The sequence below is a fragment of the Bacillus sp. NTK074B genome (assembly GCF_017303375.1).
GTDB lineage: Bacteria > Bacillota > Bacilli > Bacillales > Bacillaceae_B > Rossellomorea.
The window spans coordinates 329939-348573 of the sequence record NZ_JAFKOH010000003.1; the positions used below are offsets into that span (position 1 = coordinate 329939).

Consider the following 18635-nt stretch of genomic DNA (forward strand, 5'->3'; position numbering starts at 1 on the left):
TACAGCACCCTTTCTTTTTTTATCCTGTTCATACGTAAAAACTGTTATAGTTTTAAGAAAGTATGATACATTTTTGATATTGAAACTTATTATAATAGAACACATCTAAAATGTCACGATAAAATTCTTTATTAATTAGACGCTTTTAAGCGCTAAAGTATTTAGTATAGTATGAGAATAGGCTAAAGTGGGTGAACACGAATTGAAAAAAAAGCAAAAAATCTTTGCATTAGACATCGGAACCCGATCTGTTGTGGGTATCATTTTGGAAGAAATAGACGGAATATTTCAAGTTTCAGATATATTAATAGAAGAACATAAGAAGAGAGCCATGCTCGATGGGCAGATTCATGACGTTCCTGCTGTTGCAGAGGTCATCGCTTCCATCAAGAAGCAGTTGGAAAAGAAACACGGTCCCCTTCAGAAAGTGTGTGTGGCAGCAGCCGGACGTGCCCTTAAAACGGAAACGGCTCTTTCCACCTCCACAATAAAGGGAAAACCCCTTCTTCAGAAAAACGATATCCTGCACCTGGAGCTGAGCGCCGTTCAACAGGCACAGGCATTAGCAGCAGAACAGCAAGAGAATGCGAAAGGCTACCATTACTACTGTGTAGGTTATTCCGTCCTCTTTTACCGGTTGGATGGAGAGGAGATCGGGAGCCTGATCGATCAGCAGGGAGATGAAGCGAGCGTAGAGATCATCGCCACCTTCCTTCCCCGTGTCGTCGTGGAGTCCCTGATTGCTGCATTGAATCGTGCCGATCTTGAAATGGAAGCACTGACACTGGAGCCGATTGCCGCCATCAATGTGCTCATCCCTGAGTCCATGCGGCGCCTGAACGTCGCTCTTGTGGATATTGGAGCGGGGACATCCGATATCGCGATCACCAATATGGGTACCGTCATCGCTTACGGGATGGTGCCTACAGCGGGAGACGAAATAACGGAAAGCATCAGCCATGAATTACTCCTCGACTTTCCATTGGCAGAGCAGGTGAAAAGGCAGCTCCGATCCTCTGATGAGATTACGGTAACCGATATTCTCGGATTTGAAACGAGTGTCGCAACACAAGAAGTGGTAGGGAAAATTTCACCTGCCGTGGACCGTCTGTCCGGTGAAATCTCAAAGGAAATCCTTCGATTAAATAATGGCAAGCCTCCCCAGGCCGTTATGCTTGTAGGTGGTGGCAGCTTGACACCCGAGCTTCCCATGAGACTCGCTTCATCCCTGGAGCTGCCTCACAATCGCGTAGCCGTAAGGGGCGTGGACGCCATTCAGAATGTCACCTTATCGGATGATGTGACAAAAGGTCCGGAGCTCGTCACACCAATCGGAATCGCCATCGCAGCGAAACAGGCACCTGTTCAATACGTAACGGCACATGTGAATGACCAGCCTGTCCGATTGTTCGAAGTGAAGGATCTGACTGTCGGTGACTGCATTCTTGCTGCTGGCCTGAAGTTAACCAAGTGGCATGGTATACCAGGGAAGGCTTATTTCGTAAACGTCAATGGGCAGGATATCACTTTGCCGGGTGGTCATGGCGAGCCCCCTCTCATTGAGAAGAACGGCCGGCCAAGTGCGCTTGATGAAACCATTGAGAATCATGACAGAATCACAGTTCGGAAAGGGAGGGACGGCTCCTCCCCGCATGTTACGATTGGAGACCTTGTAGATACTTCTTCTTCAAAACAAATTGTAATAGACGATAAGCCGTATCTGCTCTCACCCCTTGTCTTCAGAAATAATCAGACCGGGTCAGTGGACGACTACATACATGACCGGGATGTGATTCGAATACAATTGATCGAAACCCTGATGGATCTTCTTACCCACATGGGCTATAACCATTGGTTGGAGAGCACCAAACCATTTCGCCTCTCCATGAACGGGGTAGATACATTCTTCCCGGCTTATAGCGGTAAGTTACTCATTAACGGGGTCGAAGCTAAGCTATCTGTGAAAATCCAGGAGGGGGATATGATTTCATTCAAACCCGCTGTCACTCCCACCGTAAAGGATCTTCTCATTAAAAAACAGATCGACTTGGAATCCGGTATTCGCATAAGGTTCAACGGAGAGGCTATCTCCCTAAAGAAAGAAGGCTCCAGGATCACACGTAACGGCAGGAAGCTCGAAATGGATGATCAAGTATTCCACGGTGATTCGATCGAAATAACAGAACATCTGCCAGGCTCGTTTATTTTTCAAGACTTATTTAACGAAGTGGAAATCGATATGCCCCCTCATTCAAATGGACGTTTCGTCCTTTTGAAAAATGGTATGGAAACGACTTTTCATGAAGAAATCCATCAGGGTGACGAACTTGAGATTATATGGCCACAGACCACACGCTGATAGAAAGCAAAAAAACTGGCATTTATGCCAGTTTTTTTATTATGATCCAACTTGCCCGGGGATACTGCTCGTACGGTTGGTTGGATGGATATGTTGATCCTCTGTGGATACGGAATTTGTTGGCTGTGTTGGAGTGGAAGTGGATTCTCCCGTCACTTCTCCTCCCGCCTCTTTCACTTTGCCTCCGATATCCTTTAATTCTTCTGCCGCTTCTTTCGTCGTAGCAATCATTTCTGTTGAATCATCTTTGATTTGATTGACTTGATCGATGACATCATCGTTTACTTTTTCGTACAGGCTCTGCGCATCATTGATGGCTTCCTTCAACACGCCGGACGCTGTCTTCAGGCGATCCTGCCAGTCATTCACGACTCCAGATGGATTCTCTCTCACCTTGGCAACCATGCCCATGGTGGAATCCTTCATGTCAGTTGTTCGGGAAGTCACGTTCTTTCGCGTTGTTTTATCAAGCATGGCGATGGCTCCACCTACGACGGCTCCCAATACGATTCCTCTTACTAGCTTACCATTTCTTTTACCGTTCACTTTCGTATTGTTTCGTGTTCCGGTTTCATAAGGTACAGGCTGTGTCATGAATTGTTCCTCCATTTATTTGATTTTTTATCTTATATGTTACGTTCCCTGTGAGAAGAGGAATAAACGTATAGGAGGAATTTACCAAAAAATCTCAATAGAAAATGACTTCTTCCCTGATTATGATTTGCCAATGCTCTTCCAAAGAGGCTCTCCTAAAACAAAAAAAGACCCTGAATAAGTCAGAGTCCAATTCCTTAGAGTTTATCCAATTCACTTTCTGTGATCTTCCAGTGTGAAGCATTCCAGCCCGGCTTACCATCGATAAACAGGAAGGCTTGGGGCGATTCATGTTTGATGCCATATTTTTCGGCGATATGGTGGGATAATTCCCTAGCCTCTTGCACGGCTAAGTAATAGCCGTCTTCCTCTTCTCGCTTGTTTAAAAATGACTGGTATTCGCTGTATGCATTTGAACTCACTGGACAAGTCAAGCTGTGCTTCATAAAGAAAAATCGTGGATTTGTTTCAGATAGCTGCTCAAACTCCTGGACGGTTTCAATCTTTTTCATCTTGTTCATCCTTCCTTTTCTAGAACTGTATGTGATCTTCAGCCGTTGAAATCCTGGCCTATTTTCTCAACAAAAAAACGGTGAAGTAATCATATCACTTCACCGTCCCTGGAATCAATAATTATTGATTGTATGTTTTTTCAGTTTCATCAAACGCTTTTTTCGTTTCTTCGAGCTTTTGATTCACGTTTTCTGTTTCTTCTGCAGGTGAAGTCTCCCCTACTGAAACAGCTTGCAGTTCATCATTGGTTTCCTGCAGCTCTTTATTATTGGAACGGTATGTTTTCAGCTTTCCAACCACATTGTTGGATTGCTCCTGTACTGATTTTGTTAGGGCAGATGACTTTTCTTTTGCCACCGCTGCCAGCTCATTGCTCTTTTCCACTGCCGTGTCTTTCCACTGACCTGTCTTTTCCTTGATCACGACAGCCTGCTCATTGATATCGTTGCGAAGATCCTTACCGGATTTCGGAGCCAATAATAGAGCTGTTGCCGCACCCACGATTCCCCCGATAAGCGTTCCGATCATAAAATCCTTTGAATTGATGTTATTGCTGTCGTTAGCCTGATTTTGGTTCTGGTTCTGGTTTTGATTGTACTGTTGAGTCATGTAAAAATTCCCCTCTCTAATTGTTATAAGATCTTGCTCTTTTAACTAATTTTTCTCGAGATCGAACTTCCTTGGATGCTTGGTTTGGAACAGCTACATCAGCAACATCAGGTTGTGTTGGCTGTTTTTCCTGTCTTTGTTTCCATTTGTCCTTTAACTCAATGAATGCATTTCCCCATTGAACCACCTGTGAAATCTTACCCTGGTTGCGCTCCAGTTCAGTTGAAATGGAAGTACTCACCTTTTTCACCGAGTTGTTAAGGTTCTGGATGGAATGCCCTACATCCCTTACCGCATAAACAACCGTGTTCAGATCCTCAGACTTCTTCTGGATATCCTCAGCTAATAAATTTGTTTTATGTAGTAGTTCAGTAGACTCTTTTGTTACTCCTTGAAGCTGGCTTTCAAGTCCGGTCAATGTAGTCGATACACTGTCCAGGGTCGAGCCAAGGGACTTCAAAGTCTTCATAACGCTCAAAACTAAAATAAAAAATGCAACGGCTATTACAGCAACGCTCAGATAAAGAATGATTTCCATATGACACACCTCCATGTATAGAAATTCTTTACCCTTATGATAAACAATTAAACATTATACTAGTATTTCTCCTTCGCCAGGAATAATCCTGCATGAAAAAATAAAAAATTTCTTATTTCAGCATTTGACCGTTTGATTCTCTCATCCGCTTCCATTTTAGGGTACAATAAAATAGACCATATACAAGGGGGAAAAACAATGAAAGATCCACGCATTGAAAAACTGGCAAAAAATTTAATTCAGTATTCCGTACAACTGCAACCTGGAGAAAAAGTATTGATTGAAAACTTCGGATTGCAGCGGGAGCTCGTAACAGCACTTGTGAAGGAAGCATATGTTGCAGGCGGATATCCTTTCGTATCCATCAAGGACCACGCAGTCGATCGTGCATTATTGATGGGGGCCCAGGAAGAACAATATGATATGATCGCAGGCTTCGAAGCCACCGTCATGGAGCAGATGGATGCCTACATTGGTTTACGTGCTGGTGATAATATAAGCGAACAGTCCGATGTGCCGGACGACAAGATGAAAATCCACGGTAAGACGATTGGAAAGAAAGTACATAGAGAAATACGCGTTCCCAAGAAGAAGTGGGTTGTCCTTCGTTATCCGACTTCATCCATGGCCCAACTTGCCAACATGAGCACGGAAGGATTCGAAGACTTTTACTTCGACGTCTGCAACCTGGACTACAGTAAAATGGACAAAGCCATGGACAACCTCGTTGAACTTATGAACAACACAGACAAGGTCCGACTTGTCGGGGAAGGGACGGACCTTACTTTCTCCATCAAGGACATCCCTGCGGTAAAATGTGCCGGACGACTGAACATCCCTGATGGGGAAGTGTACAGCGCACCTGTGAAGAATTCCGTGAATGGTGTCATCTCATACAATACGCCTTCACCTTATAATGGATTCACTTTCGAAAATGTGAAGTTGACATTCAGAGAAGGTAAGATTGTAGAAGCGACTGCAAACGACACAGACCGCATCAACAAGATCTTCGATACGGATGAAGGAGCAAGATATGTAGGCGAATTCGCCATTGGTGTGAATCCGTTCATCCAGCATCCGATGCAGGATATCCTATTCGATGAAAAGATCGACGGCAGCTTCCACTTCACACCTGGAGAATGTTACGAAGAGGCCTATAACGGAAACCACTCCAACATCCACTGGGACATGGTCATGATCCAGCGTCCTGAGTACGGTGGCGGTGAGATCTATTTCGATGATGTCTTGATACGAAAAGATGGAAGATTTGTCATTGAAGAGCTTGACGTGTTAAATCCGGAGAATTTGAAGTAAGAATGTTGAACCATCGCCAGGTTTGGGCGGTGGGTTTTTTTTCAGTTTTTGGGTGGAAGGGTTGAGTTGCTGGGAGCTGGGGTGTGTCCTGGAGCTGATTCCCACCCTGGATTTTCCAGAACCTCCCTATCAATCCTTCAATTCAAACCCATCTCCAAACGCAAAAAAACCGGCTCCCAAAAGAACCGGTCCTTCACTTTAACTTTCTTCTTTCACTTGCTCCCCAAGCGTTTCTTCATATGCCTGCTGGAACTTTTGAACGTCTCCTGCCCCCATGAAAATTAGCACTGCATTTTCATGTTTGAGTAAGGCCGTCGTGTCCTGTTCATCTATGATTTCGCATCCTTCGATTTTGCTTGCAAGATCGTTGATGGAAAGTTTACCATGGTTTTCACGTGCGGAACCGAAGATTTCACAGAGATACACTTTGTCAGCGAGACTCAATGTTTCTGCAAATTCCGTCAAGAAGGTTTGCGTACGTGTGAATGTATGCGGTTGGAAGACAGCTACAATTTCCTTATCGGGATATTTCTGTCTTGCCGAGTCTACGGTTGCCTTGATTTCAGTAGGATGATGAGCGTAGTCATCGATCAGGATCTGTGAACCGGCATCTTTTTCGGAGAAGCGGCGTTTGACACCTTTGAAGGTGCTTAAGCGTTCCTGAACGACAGCTGTATCAAGTTCCTCATAGTGACAAATGGCAATGACGGACAAAGCATTCATGATGTTATGGTCACCGAATGTCGGGATTTTGAATGCAGCATAAAATTCATTACGTACAAATACATCAAATGATGTACCTGTCGGATCCGTTGACACGTTTCTTGCCTGAAAGTCATTTTCTTCAGCGAAGCCGTAGAACACAACCGGTACCTGAGCCTGGATCTTTTGCAACTGCTCGTCATCACCGCAAGCAATGATTCCTTTTTTCACCTGCATAGCCATCTCCTGGAACGCAGAGAAGACGTCATCCACATTGGCAAAATAGTCGGGATGATCGAAATCGATGTTCGTCATGATGGCGTAATCAGGGAAATAAGATAGGAAATGACGTCGGTATTCGCATGCTTCGAATACGAAATACTGCGCATCGACTTCACCTTTTCCCGTCCCATCCCCGATCAGGAAGGAAGTTGGCTTTGCGCCGCTGATGACATGAGCCAGCAATCCGGTTGTGGACGTTTTTCCGTGTGCGCCCGTTACCGCTACGCTTGTGAATTTTTGCATAAAGTCACCAAGGAATTTATGGTACCTGGTCACAGGCAGGCCTTGTTCCACTGCTTCTTGGATTTCTTCATGTGTATCAGGGAATGCATTCCCTGCAATCACGTGCATATCTCCCCCAATGTTTTCTTTCTGGAAAGGGAGAATTTTAATATTGGATTCATCCAGGGCTTTCTGTGTAAAGAAATATTTATCTACGTCAGATCCTTGGACCTCGTAGTCCATATCGTGGAGTATTTGGGCTAACGCACTCATGCCCGACCCCTTTATTCCTACGAAATGATATATCGTCATAATAGAACCTCCAACAATCGTCTATCTAAAAGCATTATATGAAATGAATATTTATTTTGCCATCGGTCTTTAGCTTTCGATATTTTGAGTATAGAAGAAAGTGAACTTTCTTCAACTTGAAACATTATATCATTTTTTAAAATCCCTGACCATGCACAAGCTACGAAAGACTGGGGAGAATAAAGTGAGGGGCTTCTTCTTTTAGAAATGTTCTCCATAATACCCCAGTTTTTTGATTCATTTGACTAAAACGCGATTTCAGATTTTGTGTCACATCGCTTGATTTCATGGAAAATACAGGACCTATGATCCACTGATGTGTCACCAGCGGGACTTTCCTCACGAAGTACACTTGGCCTTCTGTAATTTCCATCTCTATACAAACATGGTTTATTTTAACCGAAGACTCATCGCCTTGAATCAACGTCCGGCAATTGATTGTCCGATCGTCTTTTTCCACCACTTGAATCGGTTCCCAGGCAGCTGTCAACATGACAGCACCAAGAAACTTAGTCGATTCATGCAACGGATGGTTCTGAAGGAATTGAAAGAATAAGGTTTGTCCCAAGATGGTTTTATAATCGAACAGAAACCATTCTTGGAACAGCTTTTCAACTCCTGGACTCATCCTTCCTTCATCGTGGTGAAGAAAGCGTTTAGTGAATATCATCTTAGCCCGTACTTTTTCCCTTATATTGGTTTCCTTCAACGCATATTCATACGCTTTCCGATAGAGATCTTCGATGTGTCCCTCAGCGATTTTCTGCTTTTTCTGCCTGAACTGTTCAAGATCTAACGTGCTTTCCTGCTCTTGCATGTTCTCACCTATTCAAATTCTACTTTTTCCAGACGGGGGTTCGGGCGAAGCTTTCGACCTGCCTTCGCTTCAGGCGAACCATCAATGACGACATTGTCACCTGTAAACCCGACATGGATCTTCAATAGACTGCTGCCTACTCCGTACATATCGACTGGTACCTGATTTTCCTCAAACCGGCGGATGCGGTCTTCATTGAAACCGCCCGATACAACAATCTTGACGTGTTTGTACCCTTCTTCATCCAGGGCATCCCTCAATGCATTGATCAACTGCATATTGACCCCGCGTGGATCAAAGGTTCCAAGTACGTGTTGATTCCTGAGGAAATATTTATCGATCATCATTCTTGATGTATCTACCCTTACCCCTTTTAATTCCTGGCCAAACTCTCTTGCGACCTTCAGGGAGTCGGTGATGACGTCATTATTGTAGTCCACAAGGGCGATGAGCTCGTCTTCTGTGAATGTTTCCTTGTACGCCTTCGTTGCCTCGACGATATCGCCATTGAATAATTGAATGAGGGCATGGGGCATCGTTCCCATCCCTTTCTTACCCCACCATTCGTTCATGGCGTGGGTCGCCTGTGCTGTGGATCCCCCGATGAAGGCTGCATATCCGTCTCCAGCCTGCTGGGTGAAATGATCATCACGGTCACCCATGAAGATGACGGGCTTTTGTTTACCAGATAGGGATGCCGCTTTCATGACATTGTAAACGCTCGTCGCAACGGACGTCCTTCTCGCAAGGATTCCGTCGATGATGCCTTCTAAATAACCAAAGTCCTGATAACGGCCCTTGATGGTCAGCACCGTTTCAAATGGGGAAATCTGGTCTCCATCCCTTAAAGAATGGATGTCAAGATTCTCCGGATTATCAGCGAACGTGTGCAAAAGGGCAATGACTTCATCGGTCCCGCATATCACGGCGTGGGTCTTCTGGAAGAATTGCATGGTGACATAAGCATCCGGCTTTTTCTTCTTGGCGATTTCTTTTGTTTTCAAAAAATAAACAGCTGAAAACCAGCCATCCTTGATTCTTTCGTCAAACTTGAATGTATGATTGGTCAACCTGTTGAGTTTTCCTTGAAGTTTCAATTCTATCTCTTTCATCTCTAGTGCTCCTTATGGCTCTTCCTACACAAAAATAATAGGTATTCTGTTTATGCGTCCTTAACCTGGACAGATATAAACAGAATACCATGTATTAAATGTTTGTACTAGTCTATGCCAATGTCTCCAATTCACTTTCGGAAATGAGGACATCCCTTGGTTTACTGCCTCTCGACTCGGAAATGATTCCATTACTCTCCATCATTTCCATCAATCTTGCCGCCCGGTTATAACCGATTCTGAATCGGCGCTGCAGGCTTGAGGCCGAGGCCCCACCCTGATCGACGACAAACTCGCACGCTTCTAAAAATAGTTCGTCTTCTTCTTCAGTGACCTGGGCTTTCTTGATCAATTCATCCTGCTGGAATAGATAATCCGGTTCTCTTTGCTCTCGTACATGACGGATGATGTCATCGATTTCATCATCGGATACGAATGTACCCTGCAGGCGGACAGGCTTGGATGAGCCGTTTTCAAGGAAGAGCATGTCCCCTTTACCAAGCAGTCTTTCTGCCCCGCTGCCATCTATGATCGTTCTTGAATCGACGCTTGAAGAGACAGAGAATGCGACCCTTGTCGGAACATTCGCCTTGATCAGGCCAGTAATGACATCGACTGACGGACGCTGGGTGGCGATGATCAAGTGGATCCCGCAGGCACGTGCCTTCTGGGCAATCCGGCAGATTGCTTCTTCCACGTCTGCAGGAGACATCATCATTAAATCAGCGAGCTCATCGATGACAATCACCAGATAAGGTAGCATATCGCTATATTGTCCATTGCGCTTTGCGAGTTCATTGAAACGCTTTATATCCCGGACGCCTGTATGGGCGAACAATTCGTATCGCCTTTCCATTTCCTCCACGGCCCATTTCAGGGCTGCGGTCGCGGCTTTCACATCCGTGATCACGGGACTCACAAGGTGAGGGATGCGATTATACGGTGCGAGTTCCACCATCTTCGGATCGATGAGAAGCATCTTCAGCTCATCCGGTGATGCCTTGTACAACAAGCTGACGAGAATCGAGTTGATGCACACACTTTTACCAGATCCTGTAGCCCCTGCAATGAGACCATGGGGCATCTTGCTCAAATCCGTCACGATGGGCTGGCCTGAAATATCCAGTCCAAGTGCGGCGGTCAAAGGGGAAGTCGGCTCTTGGAACGCAGGACTTGCAATGACTTCACTGATGCATACCGGACGGCTCTCCCTGTTCGGCACCTCGATCCCGATCGTATGCTTACCCGGGATCGGTGCTTCCATCCGGATGTCCTTGGCAGCCAGGCTTAACTTTATGTCGTCTGTCAGATTCGTAATTTTATTGACCTTCACGCCGGGATCCGGTTGAACTTCGAACCTCGTAACCGATGGCCCCTGCGTGACATTCACCACTTTCGCCTTCACGTTGAAGTTATGAAGGGTCTCATCCAGTAATAGTCTTTGAGAATCGAGCCACTCTTCGCTCATTTCCTTGGAGACAGGGGGCATCAGATAGTCCATTTCGGGAAAGGCGTAGTCTCTTGTTTTCTTGGATGAAGAGCTTAATTCGCTGTAGCTCTTGACCGCTTCTTCCCCCTGCACCTGACTTGGTTGAGCCGGTTTCTCGTCTGACTGACGAGGGGCCTCCGCGGGTGTTTCACGGCGAGCTTCTTGAACTGGAGATTTCTGTTCTGATTCAGCAGCCGTTCTCTGCTTTTCCATGAAAGGAACAGCTGTCGCTTTACGTGTATCCATCTGGCGCTTATCCTGCTTCAGCATGAGTACATTAAAAGGAAGATGTGATCTCTTTCGTCTTTGCGGTTCTTCCTTGATTGGCTCTTTAGATTCAACACCTTCTCTTTCATTCTCTGGAGAACTTCCCTCCACACCAGGTTCTTCATCAATGGTCTCCTCCTCAGGAGCTGAAGATTCCGTCACCTCATCAGTCGTTTCCAAATCAGTGCTTGTTCCAACAGGTGAATCAACCTCATGTACCTGTTCATGGTCCCTGGACACATCAGGTTCTTCTTTCGTCAAGTCTGTTATGAGAGTAATGCGTTCACCTGAGGTTTTTGAACTGTCTTCCATTTCTTTCTCTTTATATTCATGGTGTTCCGTTTCTTCCTTGCCGATTTCTTGTAACCCATCCCGATTCTGATAATCCATTTCCTCCACGTGGTTTTCATGCACCAACGGTTCCTGATATTCCGCTTCCTTCTCGTGAATTCCCTTTACCACTTGATCTTGAATGGAAGGAATATCCGAAGGCTCTTCTCGAATTTCTTGGACAGCTGACTCGTCAGTTGTATTTCCCAATGGAACGGAGTCCTCTGCTATCTCCAAGGCTTTATGGTCGATGATTGCTTCTTTTTTCTCTTCTTCGTTATGTAAAAATTTCTTTAGCTCGTATTCAACGCTTTCTTCTTTTTTGATCGGTCTATTTTTAAAACCATAAATGGGGGACGGAATTTCCGTTGGTGTAAACGGTCGGCTGTTTCCTTTTTCCACTTTTAACGTTTTCTTTGTGTGGACGGTGGGAGCCGGGCTTTCTTCTTTCCAATTACGTTTACTTGTCGATTGGTTTTGACTTTTCGACTTTTGTTCTTTTGGTTTCTCTTCTACTTTCTGGTGTCTCCGTTCCCTTCTAGGACGTTCCCCCGCCTCTCCATCGGATATTAGGGGGAATCGGAAATTCCCTTTTGGATATTGGTATGTCATCCTGGCTTCTATATCCCTTGAATGATTGGGCCCTGCTATATGTTTACGTTCAGTCTTTTGCGGTTCGATTTGCTGAACATCATTGTCATTTTCGTCATAGTACTCTTCAAATTGTTCTTCATCATCTGATAATTTACCAAATATTTTTTTAATCCAGCTCACAAACATCACTCTTTCTTTCATACTTACTATTTATTTTATCAGGTAAAGAGAAAAATTCGAGTCATTTCGATAGATTAAGAGAATTGTTAAAGGATTGTGTCGAAACAAACATAGGTGTAAAGAGATTGTAATACGTTGGTTTATCAAATGGGTGAGTGCTGGTTGATTTCCGCTCCAGGTGCCCGCTTTCCGCGGGGCGTGAGTTGAGCACCTTCCGCTTCAATCAACTTATAAAGTATCGATTAATACTTCGAAACTCTGTAAAATAACCCAATCATTCGTCGTATCGTTCAAATGTCCACTATTTTCATAAATCATAAAAACAAATTTAAAATAAACAAAAAAACCTGAGCCCACACTCCGGACCCAGGTATACATTTTATGCTGTGAAAGGCTGACCTACTTGGTATGTATCTTCAAGAACGAGGATCCCTTTTTCTTGGGGGGCATCGGGAAGTGCCAGTTCTTTGGCAGAACAGATCATGCCTGATGATGGCACTCCGCGAAGCTCTGCATCCTTGATGACCATTCCGCTTGGCATGACGGCTCCCACTTTGGCGACAACGACTTTTTGTCCTTTGTCAACATTCGGTGCACCACAAACGATTTGCAGTGTTTCATCTCCAACATCGACTGTACAAATGTTCAGTTTGTCCGCATTTGGATGCTTTTCTTTTTCAGATACGTAGCCGATAACAAATTTCGGTGAGAAGTCTGCTTCCAGTACTTCATCGAAACCGTTCTTCTTGATGGCTTCATTGATCAATTGAAGCTTTTCATCATTCATGTCGACTGGTCCCACTTCGCTTACATTCATATACTTTGAGGCATGGAATAGGTTATAACCGAGTGTTTTCCCTGATTTCTCATCAAATAAACGCACAGCGTCTTCTTTTCTTTCGTGAAGAATGTCTCCTTCAAATCCCGGATCGAGTGTAACGATCAGAGTATCACCAATGCCTTCCAAGTTATAAAATACGTTCATTATTTCTTCTCCCTTTCCTTCTTGCGATTTTTAGCCAAAATGAAGATCGGCTCCAATTCTCCTTCTTCATATACAAAGGATAATGCCGTAATCGGGACATTTCCTGTTGTAAAGAAACTCATGGTCATCTGAGCGAGTACATCGTAACCTGTTTCATTACGGATATCTCCTATGATCAATACATCCTGGTGCGGTACAGATACCGTCATCTCACCTTGAATATCCTTGCTTACTTGTTTTAAGAAGGCTTCATTCAGAATGCGACTTGCATCGTATCCATCATTATTGTTCAGAAAATAGAAGACGTTGCCTGCTACTTCATCCTGTTTCATGCCTGTCGGCAGACTTCTGACGTTGAAGAGGGCCGTTTCCTTCATTTGCTCGTGCGTCCATCCTTCGGCCTTTAGCATGTTTTCATCCAATAAGCGATAGGTTTTCCCTAAATCAACCGCATAGTAGACTCGCGTTTCTGCTGTATGGTCATCGGTCACAAGGGCAAGTCCTTCATTGGATTCCGTTGCAAATGAGGTGGAGCGGATGACAGGAAAAACCTTTTTCTGATTGTTGCCAAGGTCTGCTTCTGTCCCCATGACGTTTAAGGCTTCTTCTACATAATAAACTACTTCATCGATGATGGATTTATTGTTTTCCTTCCATTTGGATACAATTGGCGGAAGAGCAACGGTGATGCCTTTTTTCGTTTCTGTGTTTTCAATCCTCAGTGAATCTTTATCACGATCATATGTAGTCGTGCGATTCGGTTTCTCTAATCGTTCTTGGAGTATGCCTTTTAGCTTTTTTATGTCCAAATCTGATCCTCCTTTGATGGTACATTTATATAGAAAGTACTGATACTAAATCTTCGTTAGTCATTCACTTATAACATTTTACATCAAAACAGCGAGATTACAAAAGGATCCTGTTCATTTCGCCCAAAAAGAAAAGGGATCCCATGAACTCAGGGAACCCTTTTGCTTAATTATGAAGCGAACGTGTTCATAAATTCCTCGATTTGTTCTTTTGATTTCCGGTCCTTGCTTACGAAGCGTCCCAGTTCGCGACCGTCACCGTATGCAATAAAGCTCGGGATTCCGAAGATATCGAGTTCAATGCACAGGTCGATGAATTGATCTCTGTCAACATATAGGAATGTATAGTCTGAATACTGACTTTCAATTTCCGGCAGGATCGGTTCAATGATCCGGCAATCAGGACACCAGTCTGCTGAAAACATGAATACATGCTTTCCGTTTTCTTTCAACTCATGGAATTCTTCTACTGATTCCAGTTTACGCATATTATTTGCCCCCTGTTTCTATCGTCATTTGATTAGGCTTGATCCAACCTAGTTTTCGCATATATTCAGATAGTAACAGGCTTATGAATGCAGGTCCAACAAAATGCAACAGGAGGATTTTCATAGTGACATCCCAGCTGAATCCCATGGTTTTGTATGTCATGATCTGACCTACGAATCCGCTGGTCCCCATCCCTGCTCCGGCTGCATTGTTTTCCATCAGCCAGATTGTCGTGCCGATGGGAGCGAGAATCATCCCCGCCACTGTCGGTGGAATGAGGATAAGGGGATTGCGGACGATATTCGGGACTTGTAGCATGGATGTCCCGATGCCTTGGGCGAATAACCCGCCCACCCGGTTTTCCCGATAGCTGATGACCGCAAATCCGACCATCTGTGCCGCACACCCAATCGTCGCTGCCCCGGCAGCGACTCCGCTTAAGTCAAGCATGAGGGCAATGGCTGCACTCGAAATCGGCGCCGTCAATGCAAGACCCATAAGGGCGGCAACCAGGATCCCCATGATGATCGGTCTTTGTTCCGTTGCCCAACTGATCCAGCTGCCGAACATGCTCATGAAGTCAGCGATTCCCGGTCCGATCAAATAGGCGGTCGTAAAGCCTGCAAGGATCGTGACAAAAGGTGTAACGATGATATCTATTTTCGTTGTTTTACTGACAAGCTTTCCGACTTCGGTGGAAAGAACTGCGGCTACATAAGCTCCTGCAGGTCCACCAAGACTTGCCCCGGCAGCACCGGTGACGACGGCAGCGAATAAAACGAGGGGCGGTGCGCCGAGACCAAAGGCAATCGCTACCCCAATGGCCGGGCCCATCAGGCTGATGGCAAGCCCACCCATGTCTACGAAAAATTCACTTAATCCTGCGGGAAGGGGAAGCTGTTCTCCGATCGTCTTGATGATCAATCCGATGATCAATGAACTAAACAGGCCCAGTGCCATATAGCTTAATGCATCTATGAAATACGTTTTGGCTGACAACGTAATACCTTTCTTCTCTAAATATGCTTTCATGCACTTCACTCCTCTATGTACATTTTCTTTTACTAGTGTAAAGACACATGTTTATTTTGTCTATCTTTTTTGCTTTTAAAGTACTATTGCTCTTCTATTTTGGAGTGATGGTTGTGCAGGGAGATATCGTAATGAGGAGTTAGTAGCGCAAAAAAAAAGACCAAATCCTTCCTGCGTCAGCACTAAAGATCCGGTCTTTATATTATCTATTTATGTTTAACTGATGCTGCCATTTTCATCATCATTTCAGCGTTATCCGCCAAGTCTTTCATTTGTGATTGAGTCGTTACTTTCGTTCCGCCCACCCCAACGGTAAGTTCGTATTCTTCTGTATCTGGCAATTCTTTAATGACATAGTATCCTAAGCGGTCGTCTTCTTTGAAAGTCCCATTCTTTACGAGACTTTCTTTGTCATTGATGGCCATTTTATATAGAAGTTCACTATCCTTATCCTCTTGAGGGTTTGTGAAAAGTATAAACGTATCAGAATCCTTTGAAATAATGATATTATAAGGAGATTCTTTTTCTATCTCAGCACCGAACGGCAGATAAAAGCTGATATTCCCAGCCTGTTCATCGGCTGCTTCATTTGAATTCAAAGCATCCTTCACCGCATTTGCCGTCCCCTCTTTTTCTTGATCGATTGTCGTATTGCATCCTGCTAATAAAAGCATAAGAATAAAGAAAATGATCGATGCTTTCGTCTTCATCCTCCTATTTCCTCCCTTCATGCCTAGGACCTACGCTTATGATACCCTCAGAAAGTCCCGATTGACAACCCTTCCAATAAGAAATTATACCTTTTTCATGGGAAATGTGGTTACATTATCATCGAAAGGGTATTTATGATAAGATGACTAAAAACAGGAAGGTGAAAAGGAATGGAATTTACCGTGTATTTAGCCGGAGAGATACATAGCTCCTGGAGGAACGAATTGAAAGATAAAGCGAAAGCACTGAGACTCCCTATCCATTTCGTGGGTCCCATGGAAAATCATGACCGCTCGGATTCAATCGGGGAAGAAATCCTTGGTGAACAGCCTAATAAGATATTCCGTGATGAAGCTGCCTCACAAATTAATAATTTCCGCACTGAACTGCTGATGAAAAAATCGGATGTTGTAGTCGCTTTATTCGGCGAAGAATACAAGCAATGGAACACAGCAATGGATGCCAGCACAGCACTTGCATTACAAAAGCCCCTGATCCTCATACGACCCGAAAAACTTCATCACCCATTGAAAGAGCTTTCAAATAAGGCTAACGTCACCGTTTCTTCCATCGACCAGGCACTAAAGGCTCTTTCATATGTTTTCGAAACGGAATGATCATTTTCTCTAAAGGCCCTGCAGTATCAATCCTGCAGGGCCTTTTTTCCGAAAAAGCGAACACCTTCCAAAGACCTAAAAATTTTCATTATTTAAAAATAATTTAATATTGGCAATCTATAGTCTTTTTATGTTATTATTAACAATTTGCAAACTTTTTTTGACTTTAAGAAAATATTAAAATATTATAGTAAAAGAATAAGGGAGGTAGTAACATGTCATCAATGAATAAACAGAAAATTGTGGATAGTGTCCCTCAGAAAGGATTCTTCGGACATCCAAAGGGATTATTCACTTTATTCTTTACTGAATTTTGGGAGCGCTTTTCCTACTACGGAATGCGTGCCATCCTCGTATTCTACATGTACTATGAGGTTTCAAAAGGTGGACTGGGTCTAGAGGAAAACACGGCTTTAGCCATTATGTCCATTTATGGTTCACTCGTGTATATGTCCGGGGTCATCGGAGGCTGGTTGGCTGATAGGATATTCGGAACTTCGAAAGCCGTCTTCTTCGGTGGAATATTCATCATGTTTGGTCACATTGCTTTATCATTTCCAGGGAGCTTATCTCTGTTCTTCGTTTCAATGGTATTGATTGTTATCGGAACAGGTTTATTAAAACCGAATGTTTCTACAGTTGTAGGTGAAATGTACAGTGAAAATGATCCCCGTCGTGATGCGGCATTCAGTATCTTCTACATGGGTATCAACTTAGGTGCATTCATTGCGCCACTGATCGTAGGTAGTCTTATGGAATCAAAAGGTTTCCACTGGGGATTCGCAACTGCCGCGATCGGTATGTTCTTAGGTCTTGTCGTATTCCTACTGACAAAGAAAAAGAACCTCGGTCTTGCTGGTACATATGTGCCAAACCCTCTTAATGCCCGCGAAAAGAAAAAATACGGTCTTATCGTAGGGGCTGTCGCAGTAGCCTTGGCTATTATTTTAGGGACTACGATTCCAGCTGGTTTATTTACACTTAAGGTATTCATCAATATTGTCGGAATTTTTGGTATCGTCGTTCCAACCATTTACTTTATTGTGATGTACTATAGTCCAAAAACATCGGCGACGGAACGTTCGAGAGTACTTGCATACATTCCATTATTTATTTCTGCGGTTATGTTCTGGTCGATTCAGGAACAAGGATCCACTATTCTTGCCGCATATGCGGACAAGCGTACACAGCTTGATTTCCTTGGGATTTCCATCTCTCCTGCATGGTTCCAGTCATTAAATCCACTATTCATCATCCTGTTAGCTCCTGTATTTGCTTGGATGTGGGTAAAATTGGGTGACCGCCAGCCATCCATACCGAAGAAATTCTCATTCGGTCTTTTGTTTGCCGGATTATCTTTCTTAGTGATTCTGTTACCTGCCCAAATGGGGGGAGAAGATTCACTTGTTAATCCACTTTGGCTCGTGCTAAGTTACTTCATCGTTGTTCTTGGGGAACTATGCCTATCGCCGGTTGGTCTTTCAGCTACAACGAAGCTTGCACCTGAAGCATTCTCAGCTCAGACGATGAGTCTTTGGTTCCTTGCTTCTGCCGGTGCACAGGCTCTGAACGCTCAGCTTGTCCGTTTCTATTCACCGGAAAATGAAACACTTTACTTTGGTTCAATCGGTGGAATGGCCATCGCGTTAGCGGTCATTTTATTCCTCATTTCGCCAATCATCCAACGTGCGATGAAAGGTGTAAAATAGTTAATCGAATCCCCTGAAGCATTTCAGGGGATCTTTTTGTATTAAAAAA

Annotated in this window: 17 protein-coding genes; 4 read left to right on the forward strand and 13 right to left on the reverse strand. The window is 44.1% G+C overall.

The window, feature by feature from the left end; genetic code table 11:
- Window positions 1-202 precede the first annotated feature (202 nt).
- Complete coding sequence (locus JI667_RS07655; RefSeq protein WP_206851701.1) at window positions 203-2359, forward strand: cell division FtsA domain-containing protein; 2157 nt, start codon at window positions 203-205, stop codon at window positions 2357-2359.
- 39 nt (window positions 2360-2398) lie between these two features.
- On the opposite strand, the gene JI667_RS07660 is transcribed toward JI667_RS07655, so the two are convergent.
- The 4 genes from JI667_RS07660 to JI667_RS07675 form a co-directional block, all read right to left on the reverse strand.
- Window positions 2399-2953 carry a YtxH domain-containing protein gene (locus tag JI667_RS07660; protein WP_206851702.1) on the reverse strand — a complete coding sequence of 185 codons (555 nt, stop codon included), beginning with the start codon at window positions 2951-2953 and terminating at the stop codon, window positions 2399-2401.
- 197 nt (window positions 2954-3150) lie between these two features.
- Window positions 3151-3465, reverse strand: coding sequence for a bacillithiol system redox-active protein YtxJ (gene ytxJ / locus JI667_RS07665; protein ID WP_206851703.1), 315 nt, complete (start codon window positions 3463-3465; stop codon window positions 3151-3153).
- 121 nt (window positions 3466-3586) lie between these two features.
- Window positions 3587-4075 (reverse strand): YtxH domain-containing protein, encoded by a 489-nt coding sequence (locus tag JI667_RS07670; protein ID WP_206851704.1) that lies wholly within the window; start codon window positions 4073-4075, stop codon window positions 3587-3589.
- A gap of 16 nt (window positions 4076-4091) precedes the next feature.
- Window positions 4092-4613, reverse strand: coding sequence for a DUF948 domain-containing protein (locus tag JI667_RS07675; protein WP_206851705.1), 522 nt, complete (start codon window positions 4611-4613; stop codon window positions 4092-4094).
- 198 nt (window positions 4614-4811) lie between these two features.
- Between JI667_RS07675 and JI667_RS07680 the strand changes: the two genes are divergently transcribed.
- Entirely contained in the window at window positions 4812-5927 is a 1116-nt protein-coding gene (locus JI667_RS07680; protein ID WP_206851707.1) for an aminopeptidase, read from the forward strand.
- Between the two features lie 198 nt (window positions 5928-6125).
- On the opposite strand, the gene murC is transcribed toward JI667_RS07680, so the two are convergent.
- From murC to JI667_RS07725, 9 genes are all read right to left on the reverse strand, one after another.
- Window positions 6126-7445: a UDP-N-acetylmuramate--L-alanine ligase gene (murC, locus tag JI667_RS07685; protein WP_206851709.1), complete on the reverse strand. Its 1320-nt coding sequence runs from the start codon at window positions 7443-7445 to the stop codon at window positions 6126-6128.
- 160 nt (window positions 7446-7605) lie between these two features.
- Window positions 7606-8262 (reverse strand): hypothetical protein, encoded by a 657-nt coding sequence (locus tag JI667_RS07690; RefSeq protein WP_206851710.1) that lies wholly within the window; start codon window positions 8260-8262, stop codon window positions 7606-7608.
- A gap of 8 nt (window positions 8263-8270) precedes the next feature.
- Entirely contained in the window at window positions 8271-9374 is a 1104-nt protein-coding gene (locus JI667_RS07695) for a nicotinate phosphoribosyltransferase (protein ID WP_206851711.1), read from the reverse strand.
- 112 nt (window positions 9375-9486) lie between these two features.
- On the reverse strand, window positions 9487-12234 hold the full coding sequence (locus tag JI667_RS07700; protein ID WP_206851712.1) for a DNA translocase FtsK: 2748 nt from the start codon (window positions 12232-12234) through the stop codon (window positions 9487-9489).
- A gap of 379 nt (window positions 12235-12613) precedes the next feature.
- Entirely contained in the window at window positions 12614-13219 is a 606-nt protein-coding gene (gene ytpR, locus JI667_RS07705; protein WP_206851713.1) for a YtpR family tRNA-binding protein, read from the reverse strand.
- Window positions 13219-14028 carry a DUF1444 domain-containing protein gene (locus tag JI667_RS07710; RefSeq protein WP_206851714.1) on the reverse strand — a complete coding sequence of 270 codons (810 nt, stop codon included), beginning with the start codon at window positions 14026-14028 and terminating at the stop codon, window positions 13219-13221. Before JI667_RS07710 ends, ytpR begins: the two co-directional genes overlap by 1 nt.
- A 170-nt stretch (window positions 14029-14198) precedes the next feature.
- On the reverse strand, window positions 14199-14516 hold the full coding sequence (locus JI667_RS07715; RefSeq protein WP_206851715.1) for a thioredoxin family protein: 318 nt from the start codon (window positions 14514-14516) through the stop codon (window positions 14199-14201).
- Between the two features lies 1 nt (window position 14517).
- Entirely contained in the window at window positions 14518-15549 is a 1032-nt protein-coding gene (locus tag JI667_RS07720; RefSeq protein ID WP_206851717.1) for a PTS transporter subunit IIC, read from the reverse strand.
- Between the two features lie 206 nt (window positions 15550-15755).
- Complete coding sequence (locus JI667_RS07725; protein ID WP_206851718.1) at window positions 15756-16259, reverse strand: hypothetical protein; 504 nt, start codon at window positions 16257-16259, stop codon at window positions 15756-15758.
- 171 nt (window positions 16260-16430) lie between these two features.
- On the opposite strand from JI667_RS07725, the gene JI667_RS07730 reads away from it, so the two are divergent.
- Both JI667_RS07730 and JI667_RS07735 read left to right on the forward strand, forming a co-directional pair.
- Window positions 16431-16877 carry a YtoQ family protein gene (locus tag JI667_RS07730; protein ID WP_206851719.1) on the forward strand — a complete coding sequence of 149 codons (447 nt, stop codon included), beginning with the start codon at window positions 16431-16433 and terminating at the stop codon, window positions 16875-16877.
- A gap of 215 nt (window positions 16878-17092) precedes the next feature.
- The gene (locus JI667_RS07735; protein WP_206851720.1) at window positions 17093-18586 is read left to right on the forward strand and encodes a peptide MFS transporter; all 1494 of its coding nucleotides are present in this window, start codon (window positions 17093-17095) and stop codon (window positions 18584-18586) included.
- Window positions 18587-18635: the final 49 nt, after the last annotated feature.

Bases quoted from the DNA above. Each gene is read 5' to 3' on its own strand.
- JI667_RS07735 (WP_206851720.1), top strand. From the start codon at position 17,093: ATGTCATCAATGAATAAACAGAAAATTGTGGATAGTGTCCCTCAGAAA.
- ytpR (WP_206851713.1), bottom strand. From the start codon at position 13,219: ATGAACGTATTTTATAACTTGGAAGGCATTGGTGATACTCTGATCGTT.
- JI667_RS07675 (WP_206851705.1), bottom strand. From the start codon at position 4,613: ATGGAAATCATTCTTTATCTGAGCGTTGCTGTAATAGCCGTTGCATTT.
- JI667_RS07670 (WP_206851704.1), bottom strand. From the start codon at position 4,075: ATGACTCAACAGTACAATCAAAACCAGAACCAGAACCAAAATCAGGCT.
- JI667_RS07690 (WP_206851710.1), bottom strand. From the start codon at position 8,262: ATGCAAGAGCAGGAAAGCACGTTAGATCTTGAACAGTTCAGGCAGAAA.
- murC (WP_206851709.1), bottom strand. From the start codon at position 7,445: ATGACGATATATCATTTCGTAGGAATAAAGGGGTCGGGCATGAGTGCG.
- JI667_RS07695 (WP_206851711.1), bottom strand. From the start codon at position 9,374: ATGAAAGAGATAGAATTGAAACTTCAAGGAAAACTCAACAGGTTGACC.
- ytxJ (WP_206851703.1), bottom strand. From the start codon at position 3,465: ATGAAAAAGATTGAAACCGTCCAGGAGTTTGAGCAGCTATCTGAAACA.
- JI667_RS07720 (WP_206851717.1), bottom strand. From the start codon at position 15,549: ATGAAAGCATATTTAGAGAAGAAAGGTATTACGTTGTCAGCCAAAACG.
- JI667_RS07680 (WP_206851707.1), top strand. From the start codon at position 4,812: ATGAAAGATCCACGCATTGAAAAACTGGCAAAAAATTTAATTCAGTAT.
- JI667_RS07715 (WP_206851715.1), bottom strand. From the start codon at position 14,516: ATGCGTAAACTGGAATCAGTAGAAGAATTCCATGAGTTGAAAGAAAAC.
- JI667_RS07730 (WP_206851719.1), top strand. From the start codon at position 16,431: ATGGAATTTACCGTGTATTTAGCCGGAGAGATACATAGCTCCTGGAGG.
- JI667_RS07660 (WP_206851702.1), bottom strand. From the start codon at position 2,953: ATGACACAGCCTGTACCTTATGAAACCGGAACACGAAACAATACGAAA.
- JI667_RS07725 (WP_206851718.1), bottom strand. From the start codon at position 16,259: ATGAAGACGAAAGCATCGATCATTTTCTTTATTCTTATGCTTTTATTA.